Source organism: Agrobacterium rubi TR3 = NBRC 13261, from assembly GCF_000739935.1.
Taxonomy (GTDB): Bacteria; Pseudomonadota; Alphaproteobacteria; order Rhizobiales; family Rhizobiaceae; genus Agrobacterium; species Agrobacterium rubi.
Genome location: NZ_BBJU01000026.1, coordinates 22,768 through 48,018 on the forward strand (window position 1 = coordinate 22,768; position 25,251 = coordinate 48,018).

Here is a 25,251-nt window from a genome sequence, read left to right on the forward strand (position 1 = left end):
ATATTCAATGGGGTGAATGTTAGCGCAATTGTATGTCCAATTGGTTACGGCTTGCGTGCAATGCCGCTCACAGGGGCAGCGAGCCCTGCCTACGGCTCAAAACAATCAATCATCTGACAAATATAACAATGATTGATATTCATCAAAATTCATCATATGTATTTCTGCACATACATCTGTCTTTAACGCCGAGCGATCCTTAATATGCGTCAAATTGGAAAAGAGCGTCCGAAAAACGGAGCCTCGCTCGTCAGCCAGCTCAGCGGCATTCTGCGTGACGTAATCGCCTCTGGGCGATACGGCCCTGGCGACAGACTGCCCAGTGAGATCGAGTTGACCGAGGAGCACGGCGTTAGCCGCACGGTTGTGCGCGAGGCGGTCGCTGCCTTGCGCCATGACGGGCTTGTTGAGGTGCGCCAAGGGGCTGGCATCTTCGTTTTGAAGACGGACAAGGGTACACGCCCCACCATCAGCGTGGATAAGGCGAGACTCTCTTCGGATCTCGAAGTGTTGGAAATTCGCACCCCGCTGGAAATCGAGGCTGCGGGGCTTGCTGCACTTCGCAGGTCGCCGTCTCAGGAAGAGGCGATTTTCGAGTGCCACGCCAAAGTGCTGGACTGTCTCGAGAACAACCAGTCCATCCGCGAGGCGGATCTGGCGCTGCATTTTGCGATTGCGGCGGCGACCAACAATCCGCTGTTTACGCAGTTTCTGGAGCTGCATGGACCCGCGGCCATCCCGCAATCCCGCTTCGTTCCCAAGCAGCAAGAGGTCGACCAGACCGCCTATCGACGCCTGATCCACAGGGAACATGAGGCGATCATCGTTGCGATTTCAGACCGGGACGAGCAGGCGGCAAAGCTGGCCATGCAGGAGCATCTGCGCGGCAGCCAGCTTCGCTACCGCGAGATGATGCGCGATCTGCGCGGTATCGCCGCTAACTAGGACACGTCCGCGCCCCAGACCTCGAATTGGGTAAGCGCCGGAAAAGGCGATGGATCGCCAGCCTTTTTCAGGTCGTGCAGGCGCACCCATTCCACCGTGCGCGGCGGCATGGCGAAGGCTTGAGCGGCACCGGATTTGACCAAGGGGACCGTCAGCACGTGGCCATCTGAAAAGGTCATGCTGGCCTCATTCCACCAGGCATCATGGGGAAAATCTGCCCTGAGATACAACGTGATCTGATCAATCCGCACGGGACGCCCGAACGCCAAAGTGAGCGTTGCCGCCGGGTCCTGATTGATGCCCCAGCTGGTATAGGGCCAGAAGCCGTGATCCGTATTGGCCTTTTCACCATCGATGGCATTGCGGGCGGCAAAGACGGCCTCGCCGCGCGTTTCCACATTGGCTTTCGCATGGGGAAAGAGCGTCGTGTTGTCGTGATGATCGAAGGGATTGAAGGCGAGGTTTCGACGTATCGAAGCCTCATCTGGGTGAACGCGACAGGCGGATATGCGGTGGAGGTTACCCAGGAAAGCCTGTGGCGGATAGGTCTTGCGTGTGAGTCCGAAGGGGACAGGAAGGGAGAAATTCGTGCCCGCCAGGAAGACACGGGCGGGCGGGATGCCGGCATCGAGACTGAGATCGATATGGCCTGATTCTGCCGCTTCGACCACGATCCTGTCACCTTCAGTATATTCGCTGCGATAGACCAGAAAAACTTCGTCGTCGGAACTCGCTTGCGACAGGACCGTGCCAGCGGCGTTGATGACTTTCAGTGTGAGCTTCATCGGCATTCTCCCTTAGCGGATGACGAGGCGAAGGCGTTTGCCTTGGAGCGGAATGAGGGTGCGGTGGATGGCGTTCGGCCATGACTGGCGCAAGCGCGGATCATCGATCTCGATCGTTTCGATAGTGGGCACCGCCGCACCTTCGATATCGATGGAACCGAGGTCACCCAGAACCAGCGCGTCGCCAGCAATGCGGGGCTTTTCGACCGTCATGAGCGACAGAACGGCATCACGCTCGCCTTCATGATTATCGATAATTTCGACATACTGACCACGGACAAGCCTGATGGTTCTGGTGTAGCTTTGCACACCCGCCGCCGGCGGATAGGCATCGGCGAGATCAAGAGAGATTTCGGCATGCTGTTCGGTGAAATCGACACGGAAATCGCGGGCCGCGAAGGCTTCGCCATCCATTTGCATCATGCCACCGAAACTCGGCAGGTTGTGGAAGGCCGATTGCATGGTCCAGATGTCGTAACGCTGCGGCGAAAAGGTTTTGGCCGTGTAGGTCTCGACGCCGACATCGATGAGGAAGGGACGCCCATGCTTGTACAGCGTGATGCTGCCGACATCATTGTGGTTATGGCTTTCGCCATTGTTGCCGCCTTTGACGGCGAGATCGAAGATATCATCGCGGGCGATGGCGAGTTCTATGCCGGGGTAGAACATATCGACTTTGGCGGGTGGCGGGAGAGATGCCTCGGACAGTTCCTGCTCTGACAGAACCGCTTGTACGCGATACCAGAGGTTCCACTCATCCTGCATCAAGCGCTTGGACGAACGCTGCCAGCAATCTACGGCGAAGACCTGAAGCGCAGGGGATGCGATGGTTTTGCCGACGAGATACTCACGCAGGCCACTCGTCTCGAACCGGGCGGGGGCGTCTGCGAAGTTGAAGAACTGGTCATCGGCGACATTCATATGCCGGATGAATTCGGCCATATTGCGCAGCTTCTTTTCGCGCAGCAGGGGGCCGGTCACGCCGGGAGCCGACTCCTCCAGAACCGCGAGCCCCGTGAACATGCAAAGTGTCGCATGGCCGTAATAGAGTGCGCCCTCTTCACAGGCCCCGTCCTCCGCATAGTCCTTCTGGAAGGCATCGAGGCTCTTAAAGGCTTGCTCGGCAACGGCGCGGCGGGTCGGTTGATCGGTGGGCTGCAGGAATGTGGATAGGAGGACGTTCTGCGTGATCCACGCCGTCCAGTTGTTCATCCGCTCATCGCCATTGCCCATCCACCAGAAGTGGTGCGAGAGGTAGGGCCGGGTGATGCGCTGGTCGATTTCGCTGGAAATCCGCGCGACAAGGGTGGCGTCCAGTTGGGGGGCGAACAGGTGCGAGACCAGCGCCAGATTGGCCGCCGTCTCGGCTGCGAAGAGATCGATCACCGGGTTTTGCGGATCGGGAAGTGGGGTGCGCGAACCGCCACGGACATGGGAATTATGCGCGGGCAGCTGCCAGCCGCTTTCCTCGCAGATGAGCCATAGGCCGTTGGCGATCTCGGCTAAGAAACGCCCCTCGCCTTCGATGCATTCTCCCAGAACCAGCGCGTTCAGCTTGAGGCGGCGCGCAAAATAGAGCGCTTCGAAGCGCGAGCGGTTGCCGTTCTGGGTATATTCCATGTAGTCGCTGGCGAGGATGATGGACCATGACTCACCAAGCGCCTTCACGGCAGCATCGATCAGCTCTGCGCGGCTGGTCTGCGATGCGGAGCAGCGGATGCGTTCAGCCGTGACAGCGGCTGCAAAATCACCCAGCCTGCCCGGCAGGAGCGCTATCAACTCTGCAAACACGCCCTGACCTCCCGCGCGTTCGATATTCGTTAGCAAGGTTCCTATCATACGTCTTTTCGAATCTCCAGAGAATTTGTCTGACTTTAAGTGAGGTTGTTTGACCAATGCGAATTTTGTGCTATCAAAACGGCAGGAGGCATCAGGTGAAAATCTGATGGCAGGAGATGTTGCAGCGGTCTGCGCCGGTCATGACGACGGCTGGCCGACAATGGGAGGAATGCCGTGGCCATTGTGACCGCGTCCGACACACAGGCGGCCCCATACCGCAAGAAAAAGGTGCGGATCGTTTCCAAGAGACGACGCCGGATCGAAAATGCGCTGATCGCCTATTCCTTCATTGCCCCGAATTTTCTCGGCTTTGCCATCTTCACGCTCGGCCCCATTCTTTTCGCCTTTGCGCTCGCCTTCATGCATTGGGATGGCTCCAATGCCATGAGCTTTGCGGGACTGGATAATTTCTGGCGCTTGTTCGAAGACAAGGCGTTCATCTCCGCCTTCTGGAATACGATCGTCTATACCGTCGTGTCCGTGCCTGCGACGCTGGCCTGCGCGCTGGGACTGGCCGTCCTTCTCAACCAGAAAATTCTCGGTCGCGATTTCTTTCGCACCGCGATGTTCTTTCCCTATGTTGCGTCGCTGGTGGCGGTGGCCGTCGTCTGGAACATGATTTTCAACCCCGAAATGGGGCCGGTCAACATGCTGCTCTATACGCTGGGCATGGACCCCGCCGATATGCCCGGCTGGGCGGCGGACCGGCACTGGGCAATGGTCACCGTCATTCTCTTCGGCATCTGGAAGAGCATGGGTTACTACATGGTGATCTATCTGGCCGGGCTTCAGGGCATCAATTCCGAGCTTTACGAAGCGGCCGGTCTGGATGGCGCCAATGCCTGGCAGAAGTTCATCCACGTCACGCTGCCGCAACTGGCACCGACGACGTTTTTCGTCACTGTCATGCTGACCATTCAGTCGTTCAAGGTGTTCGATCAGGTCTACATGATCACGCAGGGCGGACCCGGCACCTCCACGCTCGTTCTGGTCTACCACATCTATAACGAAGCCTTTATTTCCTGGGATCTCGGCTATTCCAGCATGATTGCGCTCGTTCTGTTCTTCCTCGTGCTGGCCGTGACGGTCGTCCAGTTCAAACGGCAGCGGGAGGACTGAGGCGATGCGCATCATGGGCCGGAAAGTGACCGTTGGAACGATTGCCGTCTATGCCACGGTCATCGCGATCACCATCGTCATGCTGTTGCCGTTTGCGTGGATGCTGTCGGCATCGCTCAAGCTCAGCCGCGATGTCTTCGCCTTTCCCATCGAATGGATACCGGCACAGCCGCGCTGGGAAAACTACACGGAGATATGGACGAAGATACCGCTGGCGCTGTTCATTTATAACACGTCCAAGCTGACGATCATCGTCACGATCATGCAGTTGCTGACATCGAGTTTTGCGGCATACGCATTTGCCAAGCTGCACTTTCCCTACAAGAACACGCTTTTTTTAGGCTACATCGCCACCATCGCCATGCCGTGGCAGGTCTATATGGTGCCGCAGTTCCTGCTGATGCGCGAATTCGGCCTCAACAACACCCATCTGGCGCTGATCCTGTTGCAGGCTTTCACCGCGTTTGGCGTGTTTCTGATGCGCCAGTTCTATATGTCGATCCCCAACGAGTTGTGCGAGGCAGCCCGCATTGATGGCATGAACGAATACCAGATCTGGGCGAAGATCATGCTGCCGCTATCCAAGCCCGCGCTCTCGACGCTGACGATCTTCACCTTCGTCACGACTTGGAACGACTTTCTGGGGCCAATGATCTATCTGACGAAAACGGAACTGAAGACCATCCAGATCGGGCTTCGCATGTTCATTTCGCAATATTCGGCGGAATACGGACTGATCATGGCCGCGTCAGTGGTGGCGCTGATCCCGGTTCTCATCGTTTTTCTGGCGCTGCAACGCTTCTTCGTCGAAGGCGTCGCTTCCTCGGGGATCAAGGGTTGATATCATGCTGAATTTTACCGACACCCAACCGAACCCGATTACCTCTGCCGAAATCGATGCGGCGATGGCAACGGCTGTCGAACAGGTGCGGCGCAACCTGCCGGAGTTTACCTACAAGGCACAGAACCATTCCAGCGTCGGCAATTTTTATCCAGCCGTTGCCAACGACCAATGGACCGCCGGTTTCTGGCCGGGGCAGATCTGGCTCGCCTTCGAGCATACGGGTGATAAGGTTTTTCAACACGCCGCGCAGATACAGGTGCAGAGCTTTCTGCACCGGATCGAAAACCGCATCGAGACCGACCATCACGATATGGGCTTTCTCTATTCGCCCTCCTGCATCGCTGCGTGGAAATTGGTGGAGGATGAGGATGGCAAACGTGCAGCCCTGATGGCTGCCGACCAATTGATGGAGCGGTTTCAGCCCGTAGGCCAGTTCATTCAGGCATGGGGCCGCAAAGGCAATCCGAATGAATATCGGTATATCATCGACTGCCTGTTGAACCTGCCGCTGCTCTACTGGGCCGCTGAGCAGACGGGTCGCGAGGATTACCGCGATATTGCACTAGCGCACGCCCGCACCACGCTTGCGCACTCCGTTCGGGCGGACGATTCCACCTATCACACGTTCTATATGGACCCGGAGACCGGCGCGCCGGTACGGGGTGTGACGAAGCAGGGTTATAGCGACGAGAGCTATTGGGCGCGCGGACAGGCCTGGGGCGTTGCCGGAATGGCGTTTTCTTATCGCTACGAGCGCCTGCCCGCCTATCGCGACGCTTTCGAGCGGCTGCTGACCTTTTATCTGAAGCGACTGCCGCCCGATCTCGTGCCCTATTGGGACCTCGTCTTTACGGAGAAAGACGGCGAGCCGCGTGACAGTTCGGCAGCGGCCATTGTTGCCTGCGGCCTGTTGGAAATGGCCGATCTGGAGGAGGCTGAGAAGGCCGAGCAGTATCGCGACCTCGCGCGACGCATGGTGAAAAGCCTTGTCGATTCCTACTCGGTCAAGGACCCCACGGTTTCTAACGGGCAGCTTCTGCACGGCACCTATTCGAAGAAAACGCAGCACAACACCTGCCGCGGCGAAGGCGTCGATGAGTGCGTGTCCTGGGGCGATTATTATTATCTGGAAGCACTGACGCGATTGTCGCGCAACTGGGCATCCTACTGGTGAGCGCGTGAGGACGATATGGCAAGTATTTCGCTGAAAAAACTCAACAAGACCTTTGGTGCGCTCAAGGTCGTCCACGATATCGATCTGGAGATTGCCGACAAGGAATTTATCATTCTGGTCGGCCCATCCGGCTGCGGCAAATCCACGACGTTGCGCATGATTGCCGGGCTGGAGGAAATCTCCGGCGGCGAACTTCGCATCGGCGAGGACGTGATGAATGACGTGCCCTCCAAAGACCGCGACATCGCCATGGTGTTCCAGAATTATGCGCTCTATCCGCATATGACCGTTTACAAGAACATGGCATTCGGGTTGCAACTGAGAAAGGCACCGCGCGACTTCATCGATGAAAAAGTGAAGGAAGCCGCCAATATTCTCGACATCACCCACCTGTTGAACCGTAAACCGAAAGCGCTTTCCGGTGGGCAGCGGCAGCGTGTGGCGCTGGGCCGCGCGATGGTGCGAAACCCCGAAGTCTTTCTTCTCGACGAGCCGCTCTCCAACCTCGACGCCAAGCTTCGCGGCACGATGCGGGCTGAGATCAGCAAGCTCCACAAGCGGCTGAACGCGACCTTCATCTATGTGACGCACGACCAGATCGAAGCGATGACGATGGCCGACCGTATCGTGGTGATGAAGGACGGCCACATTCACCAGGTGGATACGCCGCAGCAGCTTTATGACCGGCCTATCAATATGTTCGTTGCCGGTTTCATCGGCGCGCCGCAAATGAACATGCTGCCGGTGACCTTGAAGCGCGACGGTGAGCGTTTCACCGCCGTGTTCGATGGCACGCCGATGCCTTTGCCTGCCAGCATCGATATTGAGCGGCTGCGCCCTTACGAGAACAAGGATGTTATTCTCGGCATTCGCCCGGAGAATTTTCACGAGTTTGCACCTGCTGACATCGACGCGGCCAATACCGTGCCATTCAATGCCACGCTGGAACTGGCCGAGCCGATGGGATCGGAGGTTCACCTCAATCTCGTTGCAAGCGGAAAGGCGCTGATCGCGCGCGTGTCTCCACGCTTCAAGGGCAGACTGGGCGACGATATCACCCTCATTGCCGACCTGACTGGCGCGCAGGTGTTCGACCCGGAAACGGAACGCTCCATTCTCTACTAACCCGCTGGGAGGCGCATGATGCAATGGCTTGAAGGACTGTGGACAAGGGAGGGAGCCGGGATCGACAAGGATGCCCCGCGTCCCACCGGCCTTGCCCTGTTCTTCGACATTCTGAAACGCGAATGGTGGGAGCTGGTGAAGCTCAATTTGCTGTTCCTGATCGCCAGCCTGCCATTGGTCACGATTCCTGCGGCGACGTTCGCCATGGCGCGAGTGTCCCGCTCCATCGTATCGGATGAAAACACCTATCTGCTGCGCGATTTTGTTGAGGCGTTTCAGCGCTATGCGGTGCGTGGAACGGTGCTGATGGTGGCCTGTGCCGCCATACTAGCCGCCAGCACCTATGCCGTTATCACCTACGCAAAGGCGATGCCGGATGGGCTGATCTACAGCCTGCCCTTGGCGATCAGCATTGTCATGACGCTGTTTGTCAGCCTCTTATCCGCCTATGCCATCGTGCTGACAGTGACACGCGATCTGCCACTTTCCAGCCTGTTTCGGCAAGCGGCATTGCTGGCGCTGGTGAAGCCGCTGCCGATGTTGGCGGCCTTTGCTTTCGTCGTAGCGCTATGGCTTGCGCATATCCTGTTTTATCCGGTGTCAGTGTTCATGCCTGCCACCATTAATTTCTCGCTTGGCATCTTCGCTATCTGCTTTGCAGCACGGCATATCGAGACCTTTGACCTCAAAGGGACGCGCTACCGATAAGATCAATAAACTACACACAGTCCGGGAGGAAACCGACTATGGAATTCAACACGACACGACGAGCCTTCGCTTTGGCCACCGCAGGCATTGGCCTTGCCATGAGCATGGGAGGAGCGGCGTTTGCGCAAAGCGATGCGCCGGTGACGCTCAAATGGGCGCTGTGGGATCTCGACAAGGGTGCCTACTTTAAACCGCTGATGGATGCTTACAAAGCCAAGCATCCCAATGTGAGTTTCGAGCCTGTCGATCTCGGGTCGCAGGACTACACGCAGATGATTTCGACGCAATTGACTGGCGGCTCCAAAGACATCGATATCGTCACCATCAAGGATGTTCCTGGCTATGCCAACCTAGTGCGTGCTGGCAACATCACCGATCTCAGCAGCTATATGAAGGACCAGAAGATCGACCCGGCAGGCTACGGCGGGCTAATCGAGGAGCTAAGCGTGGATGGCAAGATTTACGCGCTGCCGTTCCGCTCCGATTTCTGGATCGTCTATTACAACAAGGACGTTTTTGATAAGGCAGGCGTCCCCTACCCCACCAATGATATGACATGGGCGCAGTTCGATGAGATCGCCACCAAGCTCAAGGGCGGCATGGGCCAGAACCGCGTTTACGGCGCTCTGCTGCACACATGGCGCTCCACGGTGCAACTGCCCGGCATTCAGGACGGCAAGCAGACGCTGGTCGATGGCAACTACGAGTTTCTGAAGCCGTGGTATGAACGGGCGCTTGCCCTGCAAAAAAGCGGCGCAATCCCGTCCTATGCATCGCTGAAAACCTCCAACACCCATTATTCCGCGCTGTTCTTCAACGGCACCATTGGCATGATGCCAATGGGAACGTGGTTCATGGGCACACAGATCGCCAAGGTGAAATCGGGCGAATCCAAGAGCGCCAATTGGGGTATCGTCAAGTTTCCGCACCCCGATGGCGTAGAGGCAGGCACAACGGCGGCGCAGATTTCCGGCCTGTCGGTGAACTCCAATTCGGCGCACAAGGAAGCGGCGCTTGATTTCATCAAGTTCGTGACCGGGCCTGAAGGCGCTGCCATCGTCGCCTCCACCGGCACCTTCCCGGCGCTGAGATCGGATACGGTTGCGCAGACCATTGCAGCTCTTCCCGGCTTTCCGCAGGACCAGAACAGCAAGGATGCGCTGAAAGCCGGTAAGGCCTATCTGGAAATGGCCGTCAATCCGAATGCTGCTCGCATCGAGGTCGTGCTGAACCGCGTCCATGATGCGCTGATGACAGACAACATCTCCATCGATGACGGCATCAAGGACATGGACGACGGGGTCAAAGCCATCAAGTAAGCGCCAGGCGGTCGCAGGTCTCTTGCGACCGCCTCTCTTTATAATCCAGTTTTGGAAGACATGCCGTGCATCACGATAGCGCTAGGGACAACCCGCTTTTCAACAATCCACTGCTGACCAGAGACGATCTTGCTAAAGCGGTCATGGATTTGTTCAACCCGCTTCTTCCGTATTTTTCCGAAGGTGGGGCGCGGGTCCGGCTGAGTGCTACTGGCGCGATCTTCGATTATCCGGCAGCGGAGCTGGAAGGGTTTGCACGCCCGCTTTGGGGCATCGTTCCGCTGGCGGCTGGCGGCTATGACTTCCCGCATTGGGACTTGTACCGGCGCGGTCTGGCTAACGGCACCAACCCGGATCATGCCGAATATTGGGGCGATGTCTCGGACCGCAATCAGCGGCTTGTGGAGCTAGCGGCCATCGGTTTTGCACTGGCCATGGTGCCTGAGCACATCTGGGAACCGTTGAGTGAAGCCGACAAGGAGATCGTTGCCGCCTACCTGCTTGCGGCGCGCGAACGGGAATTCGTCGATAATAACTGGAAGTTCTTCCGCGTTCTGATCGATCTCGGTCTGGAGCGCGTGGGCGTTGCTTTCGACACATCCAAGACACACGCCTATCTCGACGAGCTCGAGGCCTTCGACATTGGCGATGGCTGGTACCGCGATGGGCCGGTGCGGCGGGTGGACCACTACGTTCCCTTCGCCATGCATTTCTATGGGCTGATCTATACGGTGCTCGCCAAGGGCGACGATGCGCGCAAAGCCCGGCTGCTTCAGCGCTCCAAACGCTTCGCCAGCGATATCCGCCACTGGTTCGGACCGGATGGTGCTTCGCTCGCCTTTGGGCGCAGCCAGACCTATCGTTTCGCGGCGGGCGGTTTCTGGGGTGGGCTTGCCTTTGCCGATCTTGAGGCGCTGCCGTGGTCTCAGGTCAAAGGCTATTATATGCGCCACATCCGTTGGTGGGCGAAGCTGCCGATCTGTGATCGCGACGGCGTTTTATCCATCGGTTACGGCTATCCCAACCTGTTGATGGGCGAGAGTTATAACTCTCCCTGCTCTCCCTATTGGGCGCTGAAGTTCTTCCTGCCACTGGCACTACCGGGCGACCATGCATTCTGGGCTGCGGAAGAAGCAGAACCTGAAACATTCGCCGAGCCTGTGCCCTTGCCGAAACCCGGCATGGTCGCTTTCCACACGCCGGGCAATGTCGTCGTTCTCTCTTCGGGCCAGCAGCATGACAAGATGCGCGGTGCGCAGGAGAAATATTCGAAATTCGTCTATTCGACGCGCTACGCATTCAACATCGAGGCAGACGACCGGCATTTTGCGGCGGCCAGCTTCGATGGGATGTTGGGGCTATCGGACGACGGCGTGCACTTCCGCACCCGCGAGACGATGGAAGAGGCTTTAATTGCGGGCGATTACCTGTATTCCCGTTGGCGGCCATGGCGGGATGTGGTGGTGGAGACGTGGCTCGTGCCGCACAATCCTTGGTATATCAGGGTTCACCGCATCATCACGCCACATGCGCTGGACACCTCCGAAGGCGGGTTTGCCATCGAGCGGGCCGATTTTAACCGCGACACCAGCGAGACTGGCAACGGTCGCGGCGTCTGCTTCGGCCAGCAAGATATAAGCGCGATTGTCGACCTGTCGCCTGGTAAGGTGCGTGATGGCATAGCGCATCAGGCGATTGCCAACACCAACCTCATCCATGCCCGAACGCTGGTGCCTCAACTGCGTGGCACAATCGCCGCTGGTGAGACGATTCTGATGACGGCGGCCATGGGATTGCCTGTCGGGGAGGAAACGACAGCGGCGTTGGCCGATATCCCGCATGCGCCTGATCTTGCCGCGTTGGAAAAGCTTTTCAGCCGCGAGGGTAAACGCGTGGATGCATTTGCGATTTAAACCTAGTCGCTGATCAGCCGGTAGCCGACACCGGGTTCTGTTTGGACAATTTTCGGCTGCGCCGGGTCGCGCTCGATCTTCTGGCGAAGCTGACCGATGAAAACGCGCAGATAATGCAGGTCTTCTTCGTGCGCCGGGCCCCAGACCGAAGTGAGCAATGTGCGGTGGGTGACGACGCGGCCTGCGTGGTGGGCCAGCAGGGTCAACAGGTCGTATTCCTTCGGCGTCAGGCGGATGGGCAGATCGTTTCGCGACACGATGCGCTTGATCACGTCGATGACAAGACCATCGGCATGGACGAGCGACGGTGCCTTGCCTGCATTTGCCCGGTGGCGCATGGCAGTTCTGATGCGGGCGGTGAGTTCGCCGATGCCGAAGGGTTTTTCGATGTAATCGTCGGCACCCAGATCGAGCGCTGCAATCTTTTCCACCTCACGATCGCGCGCGGACAGGATGATGATGGGGATGGTGGACCAGCCGCGAAGGCTTGTGATGACATCCTTGCCGTCCATATCCGGCAGGCCGAGGTCGAGAATGACGGCATCGGGGGCTGCCGTTGCCACCGCTTTCAGCGCATCCGCACCATTTTCAGCCTCGATGACATCGTAACCCGCAGCAAAGAGTGCGGGGCGCAGGAAACGCCGGATCTGAGGTTCGTCATCAACGACGAGAATGCGGGCTAGTGTCATGGTGATCCCAAAGTCTGGTCTTTCTCCTCTACCGGGAAACGCATGACAATACGAGTGCCTCTCTTTCTGACCGCCGGGCTTTCAGCATGAATGCGCCCGCCCAGCGCCTCCACGAACCCACGGGCAATGGAGAGGCCGAGCCCCGTGCCGGGCGAGCGGCCATCGGTCTTGGAGCGGCGATAGAATTTTTCGAAGATGCGGTCGAGATCGACGGTGGGGATGCCTTTGCCCAGATCGGTGACTGACAGAACAAGTTCTTTTCCGTCCCTTCGGGCATAGATGTTGACAGGCTCCCCGCCACCATATTTTGCGGCATTGTCGAGAAGGTTGAACAGGACCTGTTCCAGAAGCACGCTGTCTCCGCGCAACAGCGGCAAGTCCGTGGCAATCCCGGTTTCGAAGGTGTGAGCTGGGAAATATTTGCGGGCGCGCTCCGTCGCGGACCGCACGACATCGCTGACGTCAACCCATTCGCGTTTGGCTTGGAGAGTGCCGGTGGAAATCCGCGTCATGTCCAGGAGATTGGCGACGAAACGGCTCAGCCTCGCCCCCTCCTCCTCGATGGATTGCAGGAGATCATCGCGGCTTTCCGGCGTCATGCGTTCGCCCAGCTCGCGCAGGCTGGTGACGGCGCCGGTGATGGTGGCCAGTGGCGTGCGCAGGTCATGCGAGATGGAGGATAGCAACGCCTCGCGGTATCGTTCGCTTTCCAGTCGCACGACCTGTTTGGCGCTTTCCGACGACAGGCGGGCGCGGTCGATGGCCGTGGCCGTCTGATCGATGATGGCGGAAAACATGCGTTCAGCGTTGGAATCCAGCGCTTCATCGCCAACCTCATAGCCGCAGACACCGACTACGCCGTGCGGAGTCGTCAGTGGCCGGAACTGGAAACGGCAATTGGGCAGTGTACCGGTGCCTGCGCCTGCCGGTTCCTTGCGAGTGTTGGCCCAGCGTGCGGCGGCAATTTCGGAAATGCCAAGCTCGGTGTCCGGCGGCCATGCGGCGGCGGTTTCCAGCGTGTCACCATTGGGGCGCAGGAAGACGATGTTGCGGTTGATACCCGCATGCAGTTGCGTAACGGACGCCCACAGCACCTCATCGACATCGACGGTGCCAGAAAGCTTGCGGGCGAAATCATAGAGCGCCTGCATGGCGGCGGCGCGCGACCGTGCTGTTTTGGCTTGCTCACGGATACGCGAGCCGAGACTGCCCGCCAGAATGGCTGCCACCACGAAGATGAAGAGCGCAAAGACCTCATGCGGCGAAGCGATGGTGAAGGTGTAGAGCGGCGGGATGAAGAAGAAATTATAGGCGAGCGCCGAGAGCAACGCTGCCATGAGGGCCGCGGCAAAACCGGCATAAATCGCGGCACTCAGAACGGCAATCAGAAACAGCAGCGAGATGTTCGGCAGGTAGACGATGCGGTCGATCAGCGCGCCGATCAAGGCGGCGGGCAGCACGCATATGAAGGCGATGCCGAAGGGCTTGGCGAGCGTGGGCAGTCGCGGCCAGACCGGTTTTTGCCTTGTACGATGCGGCGTCTTTTCATCGGCGGTGACGAGGTGAAGGCCGATGCCGCTGGTTTCCTGCGTCAAGGCATCGGCAAGGCTCGTGCGCAGCGGATTGCGCAACCATGTCCGGCAATGCGATCCGATGACGATCTGGGTTGCGTGTTCGCGCTTGGCGAGCTTCATGATCTCGGTGACGAAATCGCTGCCGGTGACGCGGCGTGTTTCGGCACCCAGCTTTTCCGCCAGACGGAAGGTATCGTCTATGCGCCGCAAATCCTCGTCGTCCATGGTCTCCCGGTCGGAATGGGAAATGTTGACGACCAGCCACGGCGCATTCAGACCCGAGGCTAGGCGGCTGGCGACACGCACCACCTTTTCCGACAGGGTGTCCGGGCCGATACAGACAAGGAGACGCTCGGCGGTGGCCCATGGACCTTCGATGGCGTTTTGGCGCAGGTAATCGATCATCTGATCGTCCACCCGGTCTGCCGTGCGGCGAAGCGCCAGTTCTCGCAGCGCCGTGAGATTGCCGAGCCGGAAGAAACGGTCTGCGGCGCGGCGCGCGCTGGCGGGCAGATAGACCTTGCCATCCTGCAGACGCGTGATCAGCTCAGCGGGGGGAAGATCGACCAGCAAGACGTCATCGGCCTTTTTCAGCACCGTGTCGGGAATTCTTTCGCGCACATTGACGCCGGTGATCTGGGCGACGAGATCGGACAGGCTTTCCAGATGCTGGATATTGAGCGCCGTCCATACGTCGATGCCCGCCTCGATGAGCTCGTCTATGTCCTGATAGCGCTTGGGATGGCGAAAGCCTTCCGGGTTGGAATGGGCCAGCTCATCGACGATGATGATGCGCGGCTTGCGGGCCAGTGCCCCATCGAGATCGAACTCCTGCAACTCCTTGCCGTGATAGGAGACCGACAGGCGCGGCAATATTTCCAGCCCCTCCAGAAGAGCAGAGGTTTCGGTGCGGCCATGGGTTTCGGCAAGCCCGACGACAACATCGGTACCATCTGCACGCAATCTCTGGGCGCGGTTCAGCATCGCATAGGTTTTGCCCACACCGGGGGCGGCGCCCAGAAAAATCGTCAGCTTGCCCCGGCGGTCTTTATCCGCCAGGGCAAGCAATGCATCGGGATCGGGACGGTTCGTCTCGTAGGGTTCGTTTATCGGCATCCGTATCAGCTCTTGAGCGCATCCAGCGCAAGGTTCAGCTCTAGCACATTCACGCGCGGTTCACCGACAATTCCAAGGGCGGCACTCTCGGTGTGCTTGAGCAGCAAATCCTGCACTTGCGGCACTGGCAACTGCCGGGCAACCGCCACACGGTTGACCTGCGCCTGGGCAAAATCCGGCGAGATATGCGGATCGAGACCGGAGCCGGACGTTGTGACTGCGTCGGCTGGAACGGCTCCCGTCACGCCCGCCGTTTTGAGCCGCTCGATATCACCGGCCACACGATCCTTCAGCTTGGCCGATGTCGTGCCGAGATTGGAGCCGGACGAGGCGGCAGCATTGTACGGGTCTGGCGAGGTTGCCGACGGGCGCGGCCAGAAGTAGCGCTCGGAGCTGAAATTCTGGCCGATGAGGACAGAGCCGACAACGGCATCACCGCGGCGGATGACGCTGCCATTGGCCTGCTGCGGCATGACGACTTGCGCAATGCCGGTGACCACGAGCGGATAGATAACCCCGGTGACGAGCGTCAAGAGAACAAGAACGACAAAGGCTGGTCTGAGAAGTTTGAGCATGATTACACCAGGTGCAGGGCCGAAACGGCGAGATCGACAATCTTGATTCCGGCAAAGGGCAGCAACAATCCACCCAGGCCGTAAATCAAGAGGTTACGACGCAACAACGCGGCAGCGCTGGATGGCCGGTAGGCGATACCTTTCAGCGCCAAGGGAATGAGCGCGATGATGATGAGGGCATTGAAGATGACAGCCGACAGGATCGCCGATTGCGGCGTCGACAGCCCCATGATGTTGAAGGCGGCGAGCGCCGGGTAGGTCGTGACGAACAAAGCCGGGATGATCGCGAAATATTTGGCGACATCGTTGGCGATGGAGAATGTCGTCAGCGAACCGCGCGTCATCAAAAGCTGCTTGCCGATTTCGACGATCTCGATGAGCTTGGTCGGGCTGGAGTCGAGGTCGACCATGTTGGCGGCTTCACGTGCGGCCTGGGTGCCGCTTTGCATGGCCACGCCCACATCGGCCTGCGCCAGAGCGGGCGCATCGTTGGTGCCATCGCCACACATGGCAATCAGGCGACCGCCCTGCTGCTCCCTACGGATATAGGCCAGCTTGTCTTCCGGCGTTGCCTCGGCCAGGAAGTCGTCGACGCCGGCTTCGGACGCGATGGCGGCGGCGGTGACCGGGTTGTCGCCGGTGACCATGACGGTGCGAATGCCCATGGCGCGAAGGGCGGCGAATCGTTCCTTGATACCGGGCTTGACCACGTCCTTCAGGTGGATGACGCCAAGCAGGCGCTTGCCGTCTGCCACGCCGAGCGGCGTGCCGCCCGATCGTGCCACGCTGTCCACCGCCTGCATGAATTCGCGCGGGGCGTCCTTGTCAGTCAGGCCGGTGAATTTCAACACGGCGTCGATCGCGCCTTTGCGCAATTGATGTGCGCCCATGTCAACGCCGGACAGGCGGGTCTGTGCGCTGAACGCAATCGTGTTATCGACCACAGCCTTTGGCGTGGCGAGACCAAACTCGCCAGTGGCAAGGGCTGCGATGGAGCGACCTTCCGGTGTTTCATCCGACAGGCTGGCCAGAAGGGCCGCCTCCGCCAGCTGATGCTGGGTGACGCCGGGTGCGGGAATGAAATCCGCCGCCATGCGGTTGCCGAAGGTGATCGTGCCGGTCTTGTCCAGAAGCAGTGTATCGACATCGCCCGCCGCTTCGACGGCACGGCCAGAGGTGGCGATGACGTTGAAGCGCACGAGACGGTCCATACCGGCAATACCGATGGCCGACAGCAACCCGCCGATGGTGGTGGGAATGAGCGTGACGAGCAGAGCTGCCAGAACCGTGACGGTCAGCACGGTGCCGGAATAGCCGGCAAGACCCCAGATGGTCACGACGACGATCAAGAAGATCAGCGTCAAGCCGGAAAGCAGGATCGACAGGGCGATCTCGTTGGGCGTCTTCTGGCGTTCAGCCCCTTCGATGAGCGCAATCATGCGATCCACAAAGCTGGCACCCTGCGGGGTGGTAATGCGGATCTTGAGCTGGTCGGACAGAACCTGTGTACCGCCCGTAACCGCCGAACGGTCACCGCCGGATTCGCGGATGACGGGCGCGGATTCACCGGTGATGGCGCTTTCGTTAACCGAAGCGACACCTTCGATGACTTCCCCATCGCCGGGGATGAGTTCGCCCGCATCGACCACGACGACATCGCCCACCGCAAGCATGGTGGCAGGAACGTCCTGCGCCACGCCATTGGCATCGAGGCGACGTGCGGTCAGATCGGAGCGGCTGCGCTTCAGGCTTTCTGCCTGGGCACGACCTCTGCCTTCGGCTACGGCCTCGGCAAAGGTGGCAAACAGCACCGTGAACCAAAGCCATGCGGCGATCTGGCCGGAGAAGCTGGCTGTGCCGTTGCCGGTGATGAGATCGCGGACGAAGATGATGGTCACCATGGCGGCCACCACTTCGGTCACGAAGATGACGGGTGTGCGGTAAAGTTGTCTCGGATCGAGCTTGACGAAGGCCTGCTTGATGGCGGGGCCGATGATGGCTGGATCGAAAAGACCAGGTTTTGCTGGCTTTTGTGACATGAAGAGTTTTCCTTTAGAAGGTCTGACCGGCCAGCATCGCGAAATGTTCGACGATGGGACCGAGCGCCAGAGCCGGGAAATATTGCAGCCCGCCGAGGATGATGATGATGCCGATGAGAAGGCCGACGAAAAGCGGGCCATCGGTGGGGAACGTACCGCTGGAGGCGGGAACACGAACCTTTGCGGCCAGCGAACCGGCAATGGCCATCACAGGGACGACATAGGCGAAACGACCCAGCAGCATGGCGAGCCCAAGCGTGGTGTTATACCACGCCGTGTTGCCGGAAAGACCGCCGAAAGCCGAGCCATTGTTGCCCGCAGCCGAGGTATAGGCATAAAGGATTTCCGAAAGTCCGTGCGGGCCTGCGGTACCGATGCTGGCAACGGCCATGGGCAGCACGGCCGACACCGCCGAAAAGCCGAGGATGGCGACAGGCAGGATGAGAACGGCCAACATGGCGCATTTCATTTCCCGTCCCTCGATCTTCTTGCCCAGGAATTCCGGTGTGCGTCCCACCATCAGGCCAGCCACGAAGACGGCCAGAAGCGCAAAGACGAGCATGCCGTAAAGGCCGGAGCCGACGCCGCCCGGCAGAATTTCGCCAAGCTGAATGAGGAACATCGGCACAAGACCACCAAGCCCGGTAAACGAACCCAGCATGCCGTTGACGCCACCGTTCGAAAGGCCTGTCGTCACGGCCGCATAGAGAGCAGTCATGGCCTGGCCGAAGCGAACTTCCTTGCCTTCCATATTGCCCTGGAGAGCATCGACACCCAGTGCGGTCAAAATGGAATTACCCGAAGCTTCCGCCCAGTAGATGACGACGACGCCTGAAACCAACAGAATGGCCATGGCTGACAGCAGCACCCAGCCCTGACGGCGGTTGCCCACCATCTGGCCAAACGTATAGATCAGCGCCGCAGAGACGCACAGCATCGCGAAGATGTTGACGTAGTTTGCGAATGCCGTCGGATTTTCAAATGGATGAGCAGCATTGGCGTTGAAGAAACCGCCACCATTGGTGCCCAATTGCTTGATGGCTTCCTGGCTTGCAACGGGGCCAAGCGAAATGACCTGTTGTGCACCTTCGAGCGTGGTTGCCGTGACACTGGCATCCAGCGTTTGCGGCACGCCGGTCCACACGAAGATGAGTGCGATGACGATGGCCAGTGGCACAAGCACATAGAGCGTGGCTCTGGTCATATCGACCCAGAAATTGCCGAGCGTGCTGGCCTGCGAGCGCATGAAGGCGCGGGTAAAGGCCATGGCAAGCGCAATGCCGACAGCCGCCGACAGGAAGTTCTGCACCGTTAGGCCAACCATCTGGCTTAGATGGCTCATGGTCGCTTCACCGGCATAGTTCTGCCAGTTGGTGTTGGTGACGAAGCTGACGGAGGTGTTGAAGGCAAGGTCAGCCGGCACATTGGCAAAGCCCTGCGGATTGAGCGGCAGATAGGCTTGAAGACGCAGGATGGCATAAAGAACGAGGAAGCTCGCCAGCGAAAAGGCGAGCATGGACAGCGTATAGGCCAGCCAGGTCTGTTCCTTGTCCGCGCTGGTGCCAGCCGCGCGATAGATGCCGCGCTCGATGGGGTTTAAGACAGGCGAAAGAAAGGTTCTCTCGCCGGAAAATACCTTCGCCATGTAGAGCCCCAGCGGTTTGACGACGCAGAGGACGGCGAGGAAAAGGAGGCCGATCTGCAGCCACCCGATAATGGTCATGGACATTCTCCCGAAAGGTCAGAAGCGCTCGGGACGCAACAGCGTCACGACGAGATAGACGACAAGAGCACCGGCAACGGCCAGCGCGAGCAAAGCTTCGATCATGTCGCCCTCACAGCTGGTTGAGCGCGCGTGCATAAAAGGCAAAGCCAATCAGCACCGCGCAGCCGACGAGGACGAAAACGAGGTCGGACATGTGGGTTTCTCCGTGTGTTCGAGGAGATCACCCTACGCCCTCAACGCGTCAGGGTTCGATTGGGAAAACAGGTGGGGCGCATAAGGAAAACATAAAGACGCCATGACATGAGACCTGAGGACCGGGACGCCTGAAAACCCGGCGCCAGAAAATTCCGCTACGCGAGCGCATCCAGACAGCGGCGATATTCCCCTGAACGCGCAAAATTTGGAAAGCGTGCGGATTACAAATTCGGTGAAATTGCCGGAAGCTGTGCCTCTAATTTGGAGATTGAGACATGAGAGCATGGATTGCGTCGGCGTTGGGTGCATTGGCAGGACTTGTGGCGCTGGGCCAGGCTCATGCCGCAGACATTTCTGAAATCCGCATCGACTGGGCGACCTACAATCCCGTCAGCCTCCTTCTCAAGAGTGATGGGCTGCTGGAAAAGGAATTCGAGAAGGACGGTATCAAGATCACCTGGGTGCAGTCTGCCGGTTCCAACAAGGCACTGGAATTCCTCAATGCCAGTTCGCTCGACTTCGGCTCCACGGCGGGTGCCGCAGGCCTCGTCGGTCGCATCAACGGCAACCCCATCAAATCCATCTATGTCTATTCAAAACCGGAGTGGGTGGCACTTGTGACCCGCAAGGACACTGGCATCACCAAGGTCGAGGATTTGAAGGGCAAGTCGGTCGCCGCGACACGGGGTACCGACGCCCATATTTTCCTCGTGCGTGCGCTGGCCGACAAGGGCCTGACCGAAAAGGACATCAAGCTGGTGCTGTTGCAGCATGCCGATGGGCGTCTAGCCTTGCAGCGCGGTGATGTGGACGCTTGGGCCGGTCTCGACCCGATCATGGCATCTGCCGAAATCGAGGATGGCGATACGCTGTTTTATCGCAATCCCGCCAACAACTCCTGGGGCGTGCTGAATGTGCGCGAAGAGTTTGCCAAGGAACATCCTGAGATCGTCAAGCGCGTTCTGGCAACCTATGAACGCGCCCGCGACGAGGCTCGCAAGGATCCGGCCAAGCTGAAAGCAGCACTTGTGGCTGCGACGAAACTGCCGGACGCCGTAATCGCGCGTCAATTGGAACGCACCGATCTCAGCCAGTCGAAAATCGGTGACGAGCAGGCCCAGACCATCGAAGAGGCCGGTCTGGCGCTTCAGAAAGCGGGTGTCGTGAAGGCCGATGTTGATGTGAAAGCAACGGTCTCGGACCTGATCGACACGAGCTACGCCCCTGCGGCGGGTCGGTGATATCCCATGGCTTTGCTGGATAGTGTGCTGCTAAAGCGGCAAGATGACATCGACAGACCTGAAAACCGGCATCGCCGGTTTTCGCTGCTTGATCACCCCTTGATCGGTATCGTGTTTCCGATTGCCGTTATTGTGGGCTGGGAGCTTCTGGTACGCGCCGGTATTATCGGCGGGCGGCTGATGCCGCCGCCGTCGCGAATATTGGCGACGGTTCAGGAGCTTGCGCTATCAGGCGATCTCCTCACCCACATTTGGGTCACGCTGAAACGGGTATTGTTCGGGTTTGCCCTGGGTGCTGCTACCGGAACGGTGCTGGGTGCGCTGACGGGCTTTCTGCCGCGCGTCGCGCGCATTCTCGACCCGACCCTGCAGGCGCTGCGCGCCATTCCGTCCATCGCCTGGGTGCCGCTCTTTATTCTCTGGTTCGGGATTTTCGAAGCCTCCAAGATTGCCTTGATCGGCGTTGGCGTGTTCTTTCCTGTCTACCTCGGCGTCTATGGTGCCGTTGTCGGTGTGGACCGGCGGATCGTCGAGGTCGGTCGCATCTACCGTCTTTCCGGCTTTGACCTCGTGCGCCGCATTCTCTTGCCATCGATCCTGCCCGGCTATGTACTGGCACTGAGATCGGGCCTCGGCCTTGGCTGGATGTTCGTCGTTGCCGCCGAATTCATGGGGGCATCCGAGGGGCTTGGTTATCTCCTGGTCGATGGGCAGCAACTGGGAAAACCGGACCAGATTCTGGCCGCCATCCTGATCTTTGCCATCGTCGGCAAGGCGACAGACAGCATTCTCATTCTGGTCAGCGCGCCCTTCCTGCGCTGGCAGGACACGCATGGTGGGCCGCGGTGATGCTGGATATTCGCAATCTCTCCAAAGTCTACCCCAACGGAACGCATGCGCTCGATGGCTTTTCGCTGAGCGTGCGCGAAGGCGAGGTCGTCGCCGTGATCGGTGGTTCCGGTTGCGGCAAGAGCACGCTTCTGCGCCTGCTGTCGGGGCTGGAAAGCCTAAGCAACGGCGACATACGTCTGGACAACAAGCGCCTGGTCGAGCCGGACCCGCTGGTCAACATCGTCTTTCAGGAGCCACGGCTGTTCCCCTGGCTGACGGTAGCCGACAATATCGGCTTTGGCGTGTCGTCGCTCGATGCCGACCAGCGCCGGGACCGCGTGCAGCAGGTACTGAAGAAAATCGGGCTTTCAGGCTACGAGACACGGTGGATCAAGGAGCTTTCCGGCGGGCAGGCGCAGCGCGTTGCACTGGCGCGAGCGCTGGTCACGACACCATCGGTGCTTCTGCTCGACGAGCCCTTCTCCGCGCTTGACGCCATGACCCGCGCCGAGCTCCAAGACCATCTGGTCGATCTGTGGAGCGAGGCGGGTTCGACCATGCTACTCGTCACCCACGATATCGAGGAGGCCATCATCATGGCGGACCGTATCGTTGTCATGCAGCCTTTTCCAGGCCGGATTCTTGAGGAAGTCTCTGTCGGTCTGCCGCGCAAGCGAGACCGGACATCGCCGGAGTTTGCGGCCCTGCGCAAGCATTTGTCCGAGCTTCTGGCCTTGTCTCTTTCCGATGCCAAACGCAGTGCAAGTGCATGAGCGCAACGTTGAAATTCGATGTTGGAGTTTGAGATGCCGCAAGTGTCCGAGTTGCCGGTCGTTGCCGTTATCGGCGGTGGCTTCAGTGGAGCGGCTTTCGCGCTGCATTTGAACGCTCTCAGCGCCGGTCAAGCGCGCATCGTGGTCTATGAACCGCGCGAGCGCCTGGGGGCGGGCGTTGCCTACAGCACAGAAGACGCCGCGCATCGCATCAACGTGCCTGCCGGGCGCATGTCTATGTACCCCGACGATCCCGAGAGTTTTCTCCGGTATCTGGCGACGACGGATGAAGATGTCTCAGATGCAGGTCTCATCGGACGCGATGGCCTGCCCTATCCCCGCCGTCAGGTCTTTGGAGATTATGTTGCATCGGAACTCGCACCCTTGCTGGTATCAGGCGCCGTCGAACACCGCCGATCGGAAGTCATCTCCATCACATCCTCGGGCTCGGACTGGCATATCACGGACAGTCAGAACGCGGAGTTGCAGGCGCAGTTCGTGGTATTGGCGGCCAGCCATCCCTCGCCTGCGCTGCTTCGCCCGTTGTTGCCCTTTGCCAACCACCCGAAACTGGTTGCTGATGTGACTGTGCCCACAGCTCTTCTTGCGATTGAACCCGATGACCGCGTGCTGATCCTCGGAAACGGGCTGACCGCTGCCGATGTCGTCGCGTCACTGGAAAAACGGGGGCATCGCGGCACGATCCTGTCGGTGTCGCGTCGGGGTCTGCGCTCGCGGGGCCACGCGCCCGCCGTGCAGGAGCCGTTCGGCGATTTTTCGTCTCAGCCTTCGACAACGGCCTCGGGGCTGCTGCACACGATCCGCCGTTCTATCAGAGAGGCGGAAGCGCAGGGCTTGACGTGGCATGCGGTTCTGGATGCCGTGCGTGCGCAGGCCTTTGCCATCTGGCGGGCGCTTACCGTCACCGAGCGTCGGCGCATCGTTCGGCTTGCGCGTCCGTTCTGGGATGCACACCGTTTTCGCATCGCGCCGCAAGTGGAAGATGCGCTTGACCGGGCTATTGCAGCCAGGCGTTTGAGCATTCGCGCAGCAAGGCTCAAGCAAGTGGCGCAGGAGGGCGACGCCTTCCGCGTTAGGCTGTCTCAACGCAACAAGCCTGACCTCGAAGAGCATCTATTTGATGCCATCGTGGTGACGACAGGTCCGGCGCATGACCATATTTTGCAGTCTCAACCGTTTCTGGCAGGGCTTGCAGAACAAGGCCATATCGGCGCCTGCGAAACCGGTCTCGGCATCGCCTGCAATCTCGATGCCCGCGCGCTGAACAGCGAAGGCAAGCCGGTCGAAAACCTGTTGGTCGCCGGACCGCTGGCGCGTGGGACCTTCGGGGAACTGATGGGCCTGCCGCAGGTGACAGAACACGCCGTCTTCGTTGCCCGACAGGTGGCCGACGCCCTCGCCACCACACATCACACGATTTCAGAACCTCATTCCCGTCGTCTGGCGGTTTGATTGACAGTAAGGACAGGTAATATGGCCAAGACCCAACAACCTCTCGATTTTCTTTGGTTCATCCCGTCGTCCGGCGACGGTTCCTACCTTGGGTCGGACGATCTCGCCCGCCCCTCGGACCCCGCCTATTTTCGCGAGATCGCGCAGGCAGTGGATCGTCTCGGCTATTCCGGCGTGCTGATCCCAACCGGCGTGGCGTGCGAAGAATCCTTCATTCTGGCCGCCAATCTGGCCGCCTATACCGAAAACCTCAAATTCCTCGTTGCCATCCGCCCGGGCGTGGCATCCCCCGCCTATTATGCCCGTCTTGCCGCAACGCTGGACCGCGTTTCCAACGGCCGGCTGCTTCTTAACATCGTGGTTGGCGGAAGCGCGCAGGAACTGGCGGGCGACGGCATTTTCCTGCCGCATGACGAACGATACGACCATGCGGACGAATTCTTCCAGGTGTTCAACAGGCTGATCGAAACCGGAAGCGCGCATCTGGATGGCAAATATATTCAGGCTCACCATGCCGAACTCGGCCTGCCGCCAGTGCAGGAACCACGCCCGCCGATCTATTTCGGCGGCTCATCCGATGCGGCCATCGATTTCTCGGCTGGCATCATCGACAAATATCTCACCTGGGGAGAGCCACCGGCACAGGTCGCCGAAAAGATCGAAAAGGTTCGTAAAGCCTCTGCTGCGGTCGGTCGCGAGGTCACTTTCGGCATTCGCCTGCATTTCATCGTGCGCGAGACGGACGAGGAAGCATGGGAGGCGGCAGATCGGCTGATCTCCAAACTCTCCGATGAAACGATTGCCGCCGCACAGCAGGTCTTCCTGAAAAACTCCGATTCCGTCGGTCAGGCCCGCATGGTTGCCCTTCATGGTGGGCGACGCGACAAGCTGGAAGTCTCGCCAAACCTGTGGGCCGGTATCGGCCTCGTGCGTTCCGGCGCGGGTACGGCGCTCGTGGGTTCACCGAAGACCATCGCAGCGCGCCTGCGCGAATATCAGGATATCGGGATTGATACGGTCATCGCATCAGGCTATCCGCATCTGGAAGAAGCCTACCGGGTCTCCGAACTTCTCTTCCCCGAAATCGGCCTGGAAGGCCCGCGCGGCCAGATCCGCTCGTCCTTCGGTAAAGCCCAGGTCTTCGGCGGCGGCGGCCATGGCGGCAACGTTAAGGTTAGCGCAGGCGGTTGATAGAAGACGCAGCACGGGTGTGTGATCCCGTGCTGCGGCCACACGCTGTGACCGTCG

Annotated in this window: 21 protein-coding genes; 13 read left to right on the forward strand and 8 right to left on the reverse strand. The window is 59.4% G+C overall.

Features of this window, described 5'->3' with window-relative positions; all coding sequences use genetic code 11:
• Positions 1-204: 204 nt before the first annotated feature.
• Positions 205-945 (forward strand): FadR/GntR family transcriptional regulator, encoded by a 741-nt coding sequence (locus RRU01S_RS19735; protein ID WP_081880134.1) that lies wholly within the window; start codon positions 205-207, stop codon positions 943-945.
• Here RRU01S_RS19735 and RRU01S_RS19740 read toward each other — a convergent pair.
• On the reverse strand, positions 942-1,730 hold the full coding sequence (locus tag RRU01S_RS19740) for a DUF7402 domain-containing protein (protein ID WP_045232035.1): 789 nt from the start codon (positions 1,728-1,730) through the stop codon (positions 942-944). The two genes, RRU01S_RS19735 and RRU01S_RS19740, sit on opposite strands and share 4 nt — an antisense overlap.
• A gap of 12 nt (positions 1,731-1,742) precedes the next feature.
• Positions 1,743-3,521 carry a heparinase II/III domain-containing protein gene (locus RRU01S_RS19745; protein ID WP_045232036.1) on the reverse strand — a complete coding sequence of 593 codons (1,779 nt, stop codon included), beginning with the start codon at positions 3,519-3,521 and terminating at the stop codon, positions 1,743-1,745.
• A 222-nt stretch (positions 3,522-3,743) separates the two neighbouring features.
• Between RRU01S_RS19745 and RRU01S_RS19750 the strand changes: the two genes are divergently transcribed.
• The 7 genes from RRU01S_RS19750 (at position 3,744) to RRU01S_RS19780 (ending at position 11,771) form a co-directional block, all read left to right on the forward strand.
• Positions 3,744-4,688, forward strand: coding sequence for a carbohydrate ABC transporter permease (locus RRU01S_RS19750; protein ID WP_045231937.1), 945 nt, complete (start codon positions 3,744-3,746; stop codon positions 4,686-4,688).
• A 4-nt stretch (positions 4,689-4,692) separates the two neighbouring features.
• Positions 4,693-5,529: a carbohydrate ABC transporter permease gene (locus RRU01S_RS19755; RefSeq protein WP_045231938.1), complete on the forward strand. Its 837-nt coding sequence runs from the start codon at positions 4,693-4,695 to the stop codon at positions 5,527-5,529.
• Between the two features lie 4 nt (positions 5,530-5,533).
• A complete protein-coding gene (locus RRU01S_RS19760; RefSeq protein WP_045231939.1) occupies positions 5,534-6,706 on the forward strand; it encodes a glycoside hydrolase family 88 protein in 1,173 nt (390 codons plus the stop codon).
• A gap of 15 nt (positions 6,707-6,721) precedes the next feature.
• Positions 6,722-7,831, forward strand: coding sequence for an ABC transporter ATP-binding protein (locus RRU01S_RS19765; RefSeq protein ID WP_045231940.1), 1,110 nt, complete (start codon positions 6,722-6,724; stop codon positions 7,829-7,831).
• 18 nt (positions 7,832-7,849) lie between these two features.
• On the forward strand, positions 7,850-8,539 hold the full coding sequence (locus tag RRU01S_RS19770) for a DUF624 domain-containing protein (RefSeq protein WP_045232037.1): 690 nt from the start codon (positions 7,850-7,852) through the stop codon (positions 8,537-8,539).
• Positions 8,540-8,577: 38 nt separating this feature from the next.
• Entirely contained in the window at positions 8,578-9,858 is a 1,281-nt protein-coding gene (locus tag RRU01S_RS19775; protein WP_045231941.1) for an ABC transporter substrate-binding protein, read from the forward strand.
• A gap of 65 nt (positions 9,859-9,923) precedes the next feature.
• Positions 9,924-11,771: a DUF2264 domain-containing protein gene (locus tag RRU01S_RS19780; RefSeq protein WP_045231942.1), complete on the forward strand. Its 1,848-nt coding sequence runs from the start codon at positions 9,924-9,926 to the stop codon at positions 11,769-11,771.
• A 2-nt stretch (positions 11,772-11,773) separates the two neighbouring features.
• On the opposite strand, the gene RRU01S_RS19785 is transcribed toward RRU01S_RS19780, so the two are convergent.
• Genes RRU01S_RS19785 through kdpF form a run of 6 tightly spaced genes read right to left on the reverse strand, consistent with a single transcriptional unit; the run spans position 11,774 to position 19,625 of the window.
• Positions 11,774-12,460 carry a response regulator gene (locus tag RRU01S_RS19785; RefSeq protein WP_045231943.1) on the reverse strand — a complete coding sequence of 229 codons (687 nt, stop codon included), beginning with the start codon at positions 12,458-12,460 and terminating at the stop codon, positions 11,774-11,776.
• Positions 12,457-15,150: an ATP-binding protein gene (locus tag RRU01S_RS19790; RefSeq protein ID WP_045231944.1), complete on the reverse strand. Its 2,694-nt coding sequence runs from the start codon at positions 15,148-15,150 to the stop codon at positions 12,457-12,459. Before RRU01S_RS19790 ends, RRU01S_RS19785 begins: the two co-directional genes overlap by 4 nt.
• Before the next feature lie 5 nt (positions 15,151-15,155).
• Positions 15,156-15,725, reverse strand: a complete 570-nt coding sequence (gene kdpC, locus RRU01S_RS19795) for a potassium-transporting ATPase subunit KdpC (protein ID WP_045231945.1) — start codon at positions 15,723-15,725, stop codon at positions 15,156-15,158.
• Between the two features lie 2 nt (positions 15,726-15,727).
• Positions 15,728-17,764 carry a potassium-transporting ATPase subunit KdpB gene (gene kdpB, locus RRU01S_RS19800; RefSeq protein ID WP_045231946.1) on the reverse strand — a complete coding sequence of 679 codons (2,037 nt, stop codon included), beginning with the start codon at positions 17,762-17,764 and terminating at the stop codon, positions 15,728-15,730.
• 13 nt (positions 17,765-17,777) lie between these two features.
• The gene (gene kdpA, locus RRU01S_RS19805; RefSeq protein WP_045232038.1) at positions 17,778-19,487 is read right to left on the reverse strand and encodes a potassium-transporting ATPase subunit KdpA; all 1,710 of its coding nucleotides are present in this window, start codon (positions 19,485-19,487) and stop codon (positions 17,778-17,780) included.
• Between the two features lie 18 nt (positions 19,488-19,505).
• Entirely contained in the window at positions 19,506-19,625 is a 120-nt protein-coding gene (gene kdpF / locus RRU01S_RS25540; RefSeq protein WP_081880135.1) for a K(+)-transporting ATPase subunit F, read from the reverse strand.
• Between the two features lie 335 nt (positions 19,626-19,960).
• On the opposite strand from kdpF, the gene RRU01S_RS19810 reads away from it, so the two are divergent.
• Genes RRU01S_RS19810 through ssuD form a run of 5 tightly spaced genes read left to right on the forward strand, consistent with a single transcriptional unit; the run spans position 19,961 to position 25,194 of the window.
• Positions 19,961-20,926: an aliphatic sulfonate ABC transporter substrate-binding protein gene (locus RRU01S_RS19810; protein ID WP_045231947.1), complete on the forward strand. Its 966-nt coding sequence runs from the start codon at positions 19,961-19,963 to the stop codon at positions 20,924-20,926.
• Positions 20,927-20,932: 6 nt separating this feature from the next.
• Positions 20,933-21,775 (forward strand): ABC transporter permease, encoded by an 843-nt coding sequence (locus RRU01S_RS19815; protein WP_052816132.1) that lies wholly within the window; start codon positions 20,933-20,935, stop codon positions 21,773-21,775.
• Complete coding sequence (locus RRU01S_RS19820; RefSeq protein ID WP_045231948.1) at positions 21,775-22,530, forward strand: ABC transporter ATP-binding protein; 756 nt, start codon at positions 21,775-21,777, stop codon at positions 22,528-22,530. The genes RRU01S_RS19815 and RRU01S_RS19820 overlap by 1 nt, the downstream gene beginning before the upstream one ends.
• Positions 22,531-22,563: 33 nt before the next feature.
• Positions 22,564-24,003 (forward strand): FAD/NAD(P)-binding protein, encoded by a 1,440-nt coding sequence (locus tag RRU01S_RS19825; RefSeq protein WP_045232040.1) that lies wholly within the window; start codon positions 22,564-22,566, stop codon positions 24,001-24,003.
• Positions 24,004-24,024: 21 nt separating this feature from the next.
• Complete coding sequence (ssuD, locus tag RRU01S_RS19830) at positions 24,025-25,194, forward strand: FMNH2-dependent alkanesulfonate monooxygenase (RefSeq protein WP_045231949.1); 1,170 nt, start codon at positions 24,025-24,027, stop codon at positions 25,192-25,194.
• The last annotated feature ends 57 nt before the right edge of the window (positions 25,195-25,251 follow it).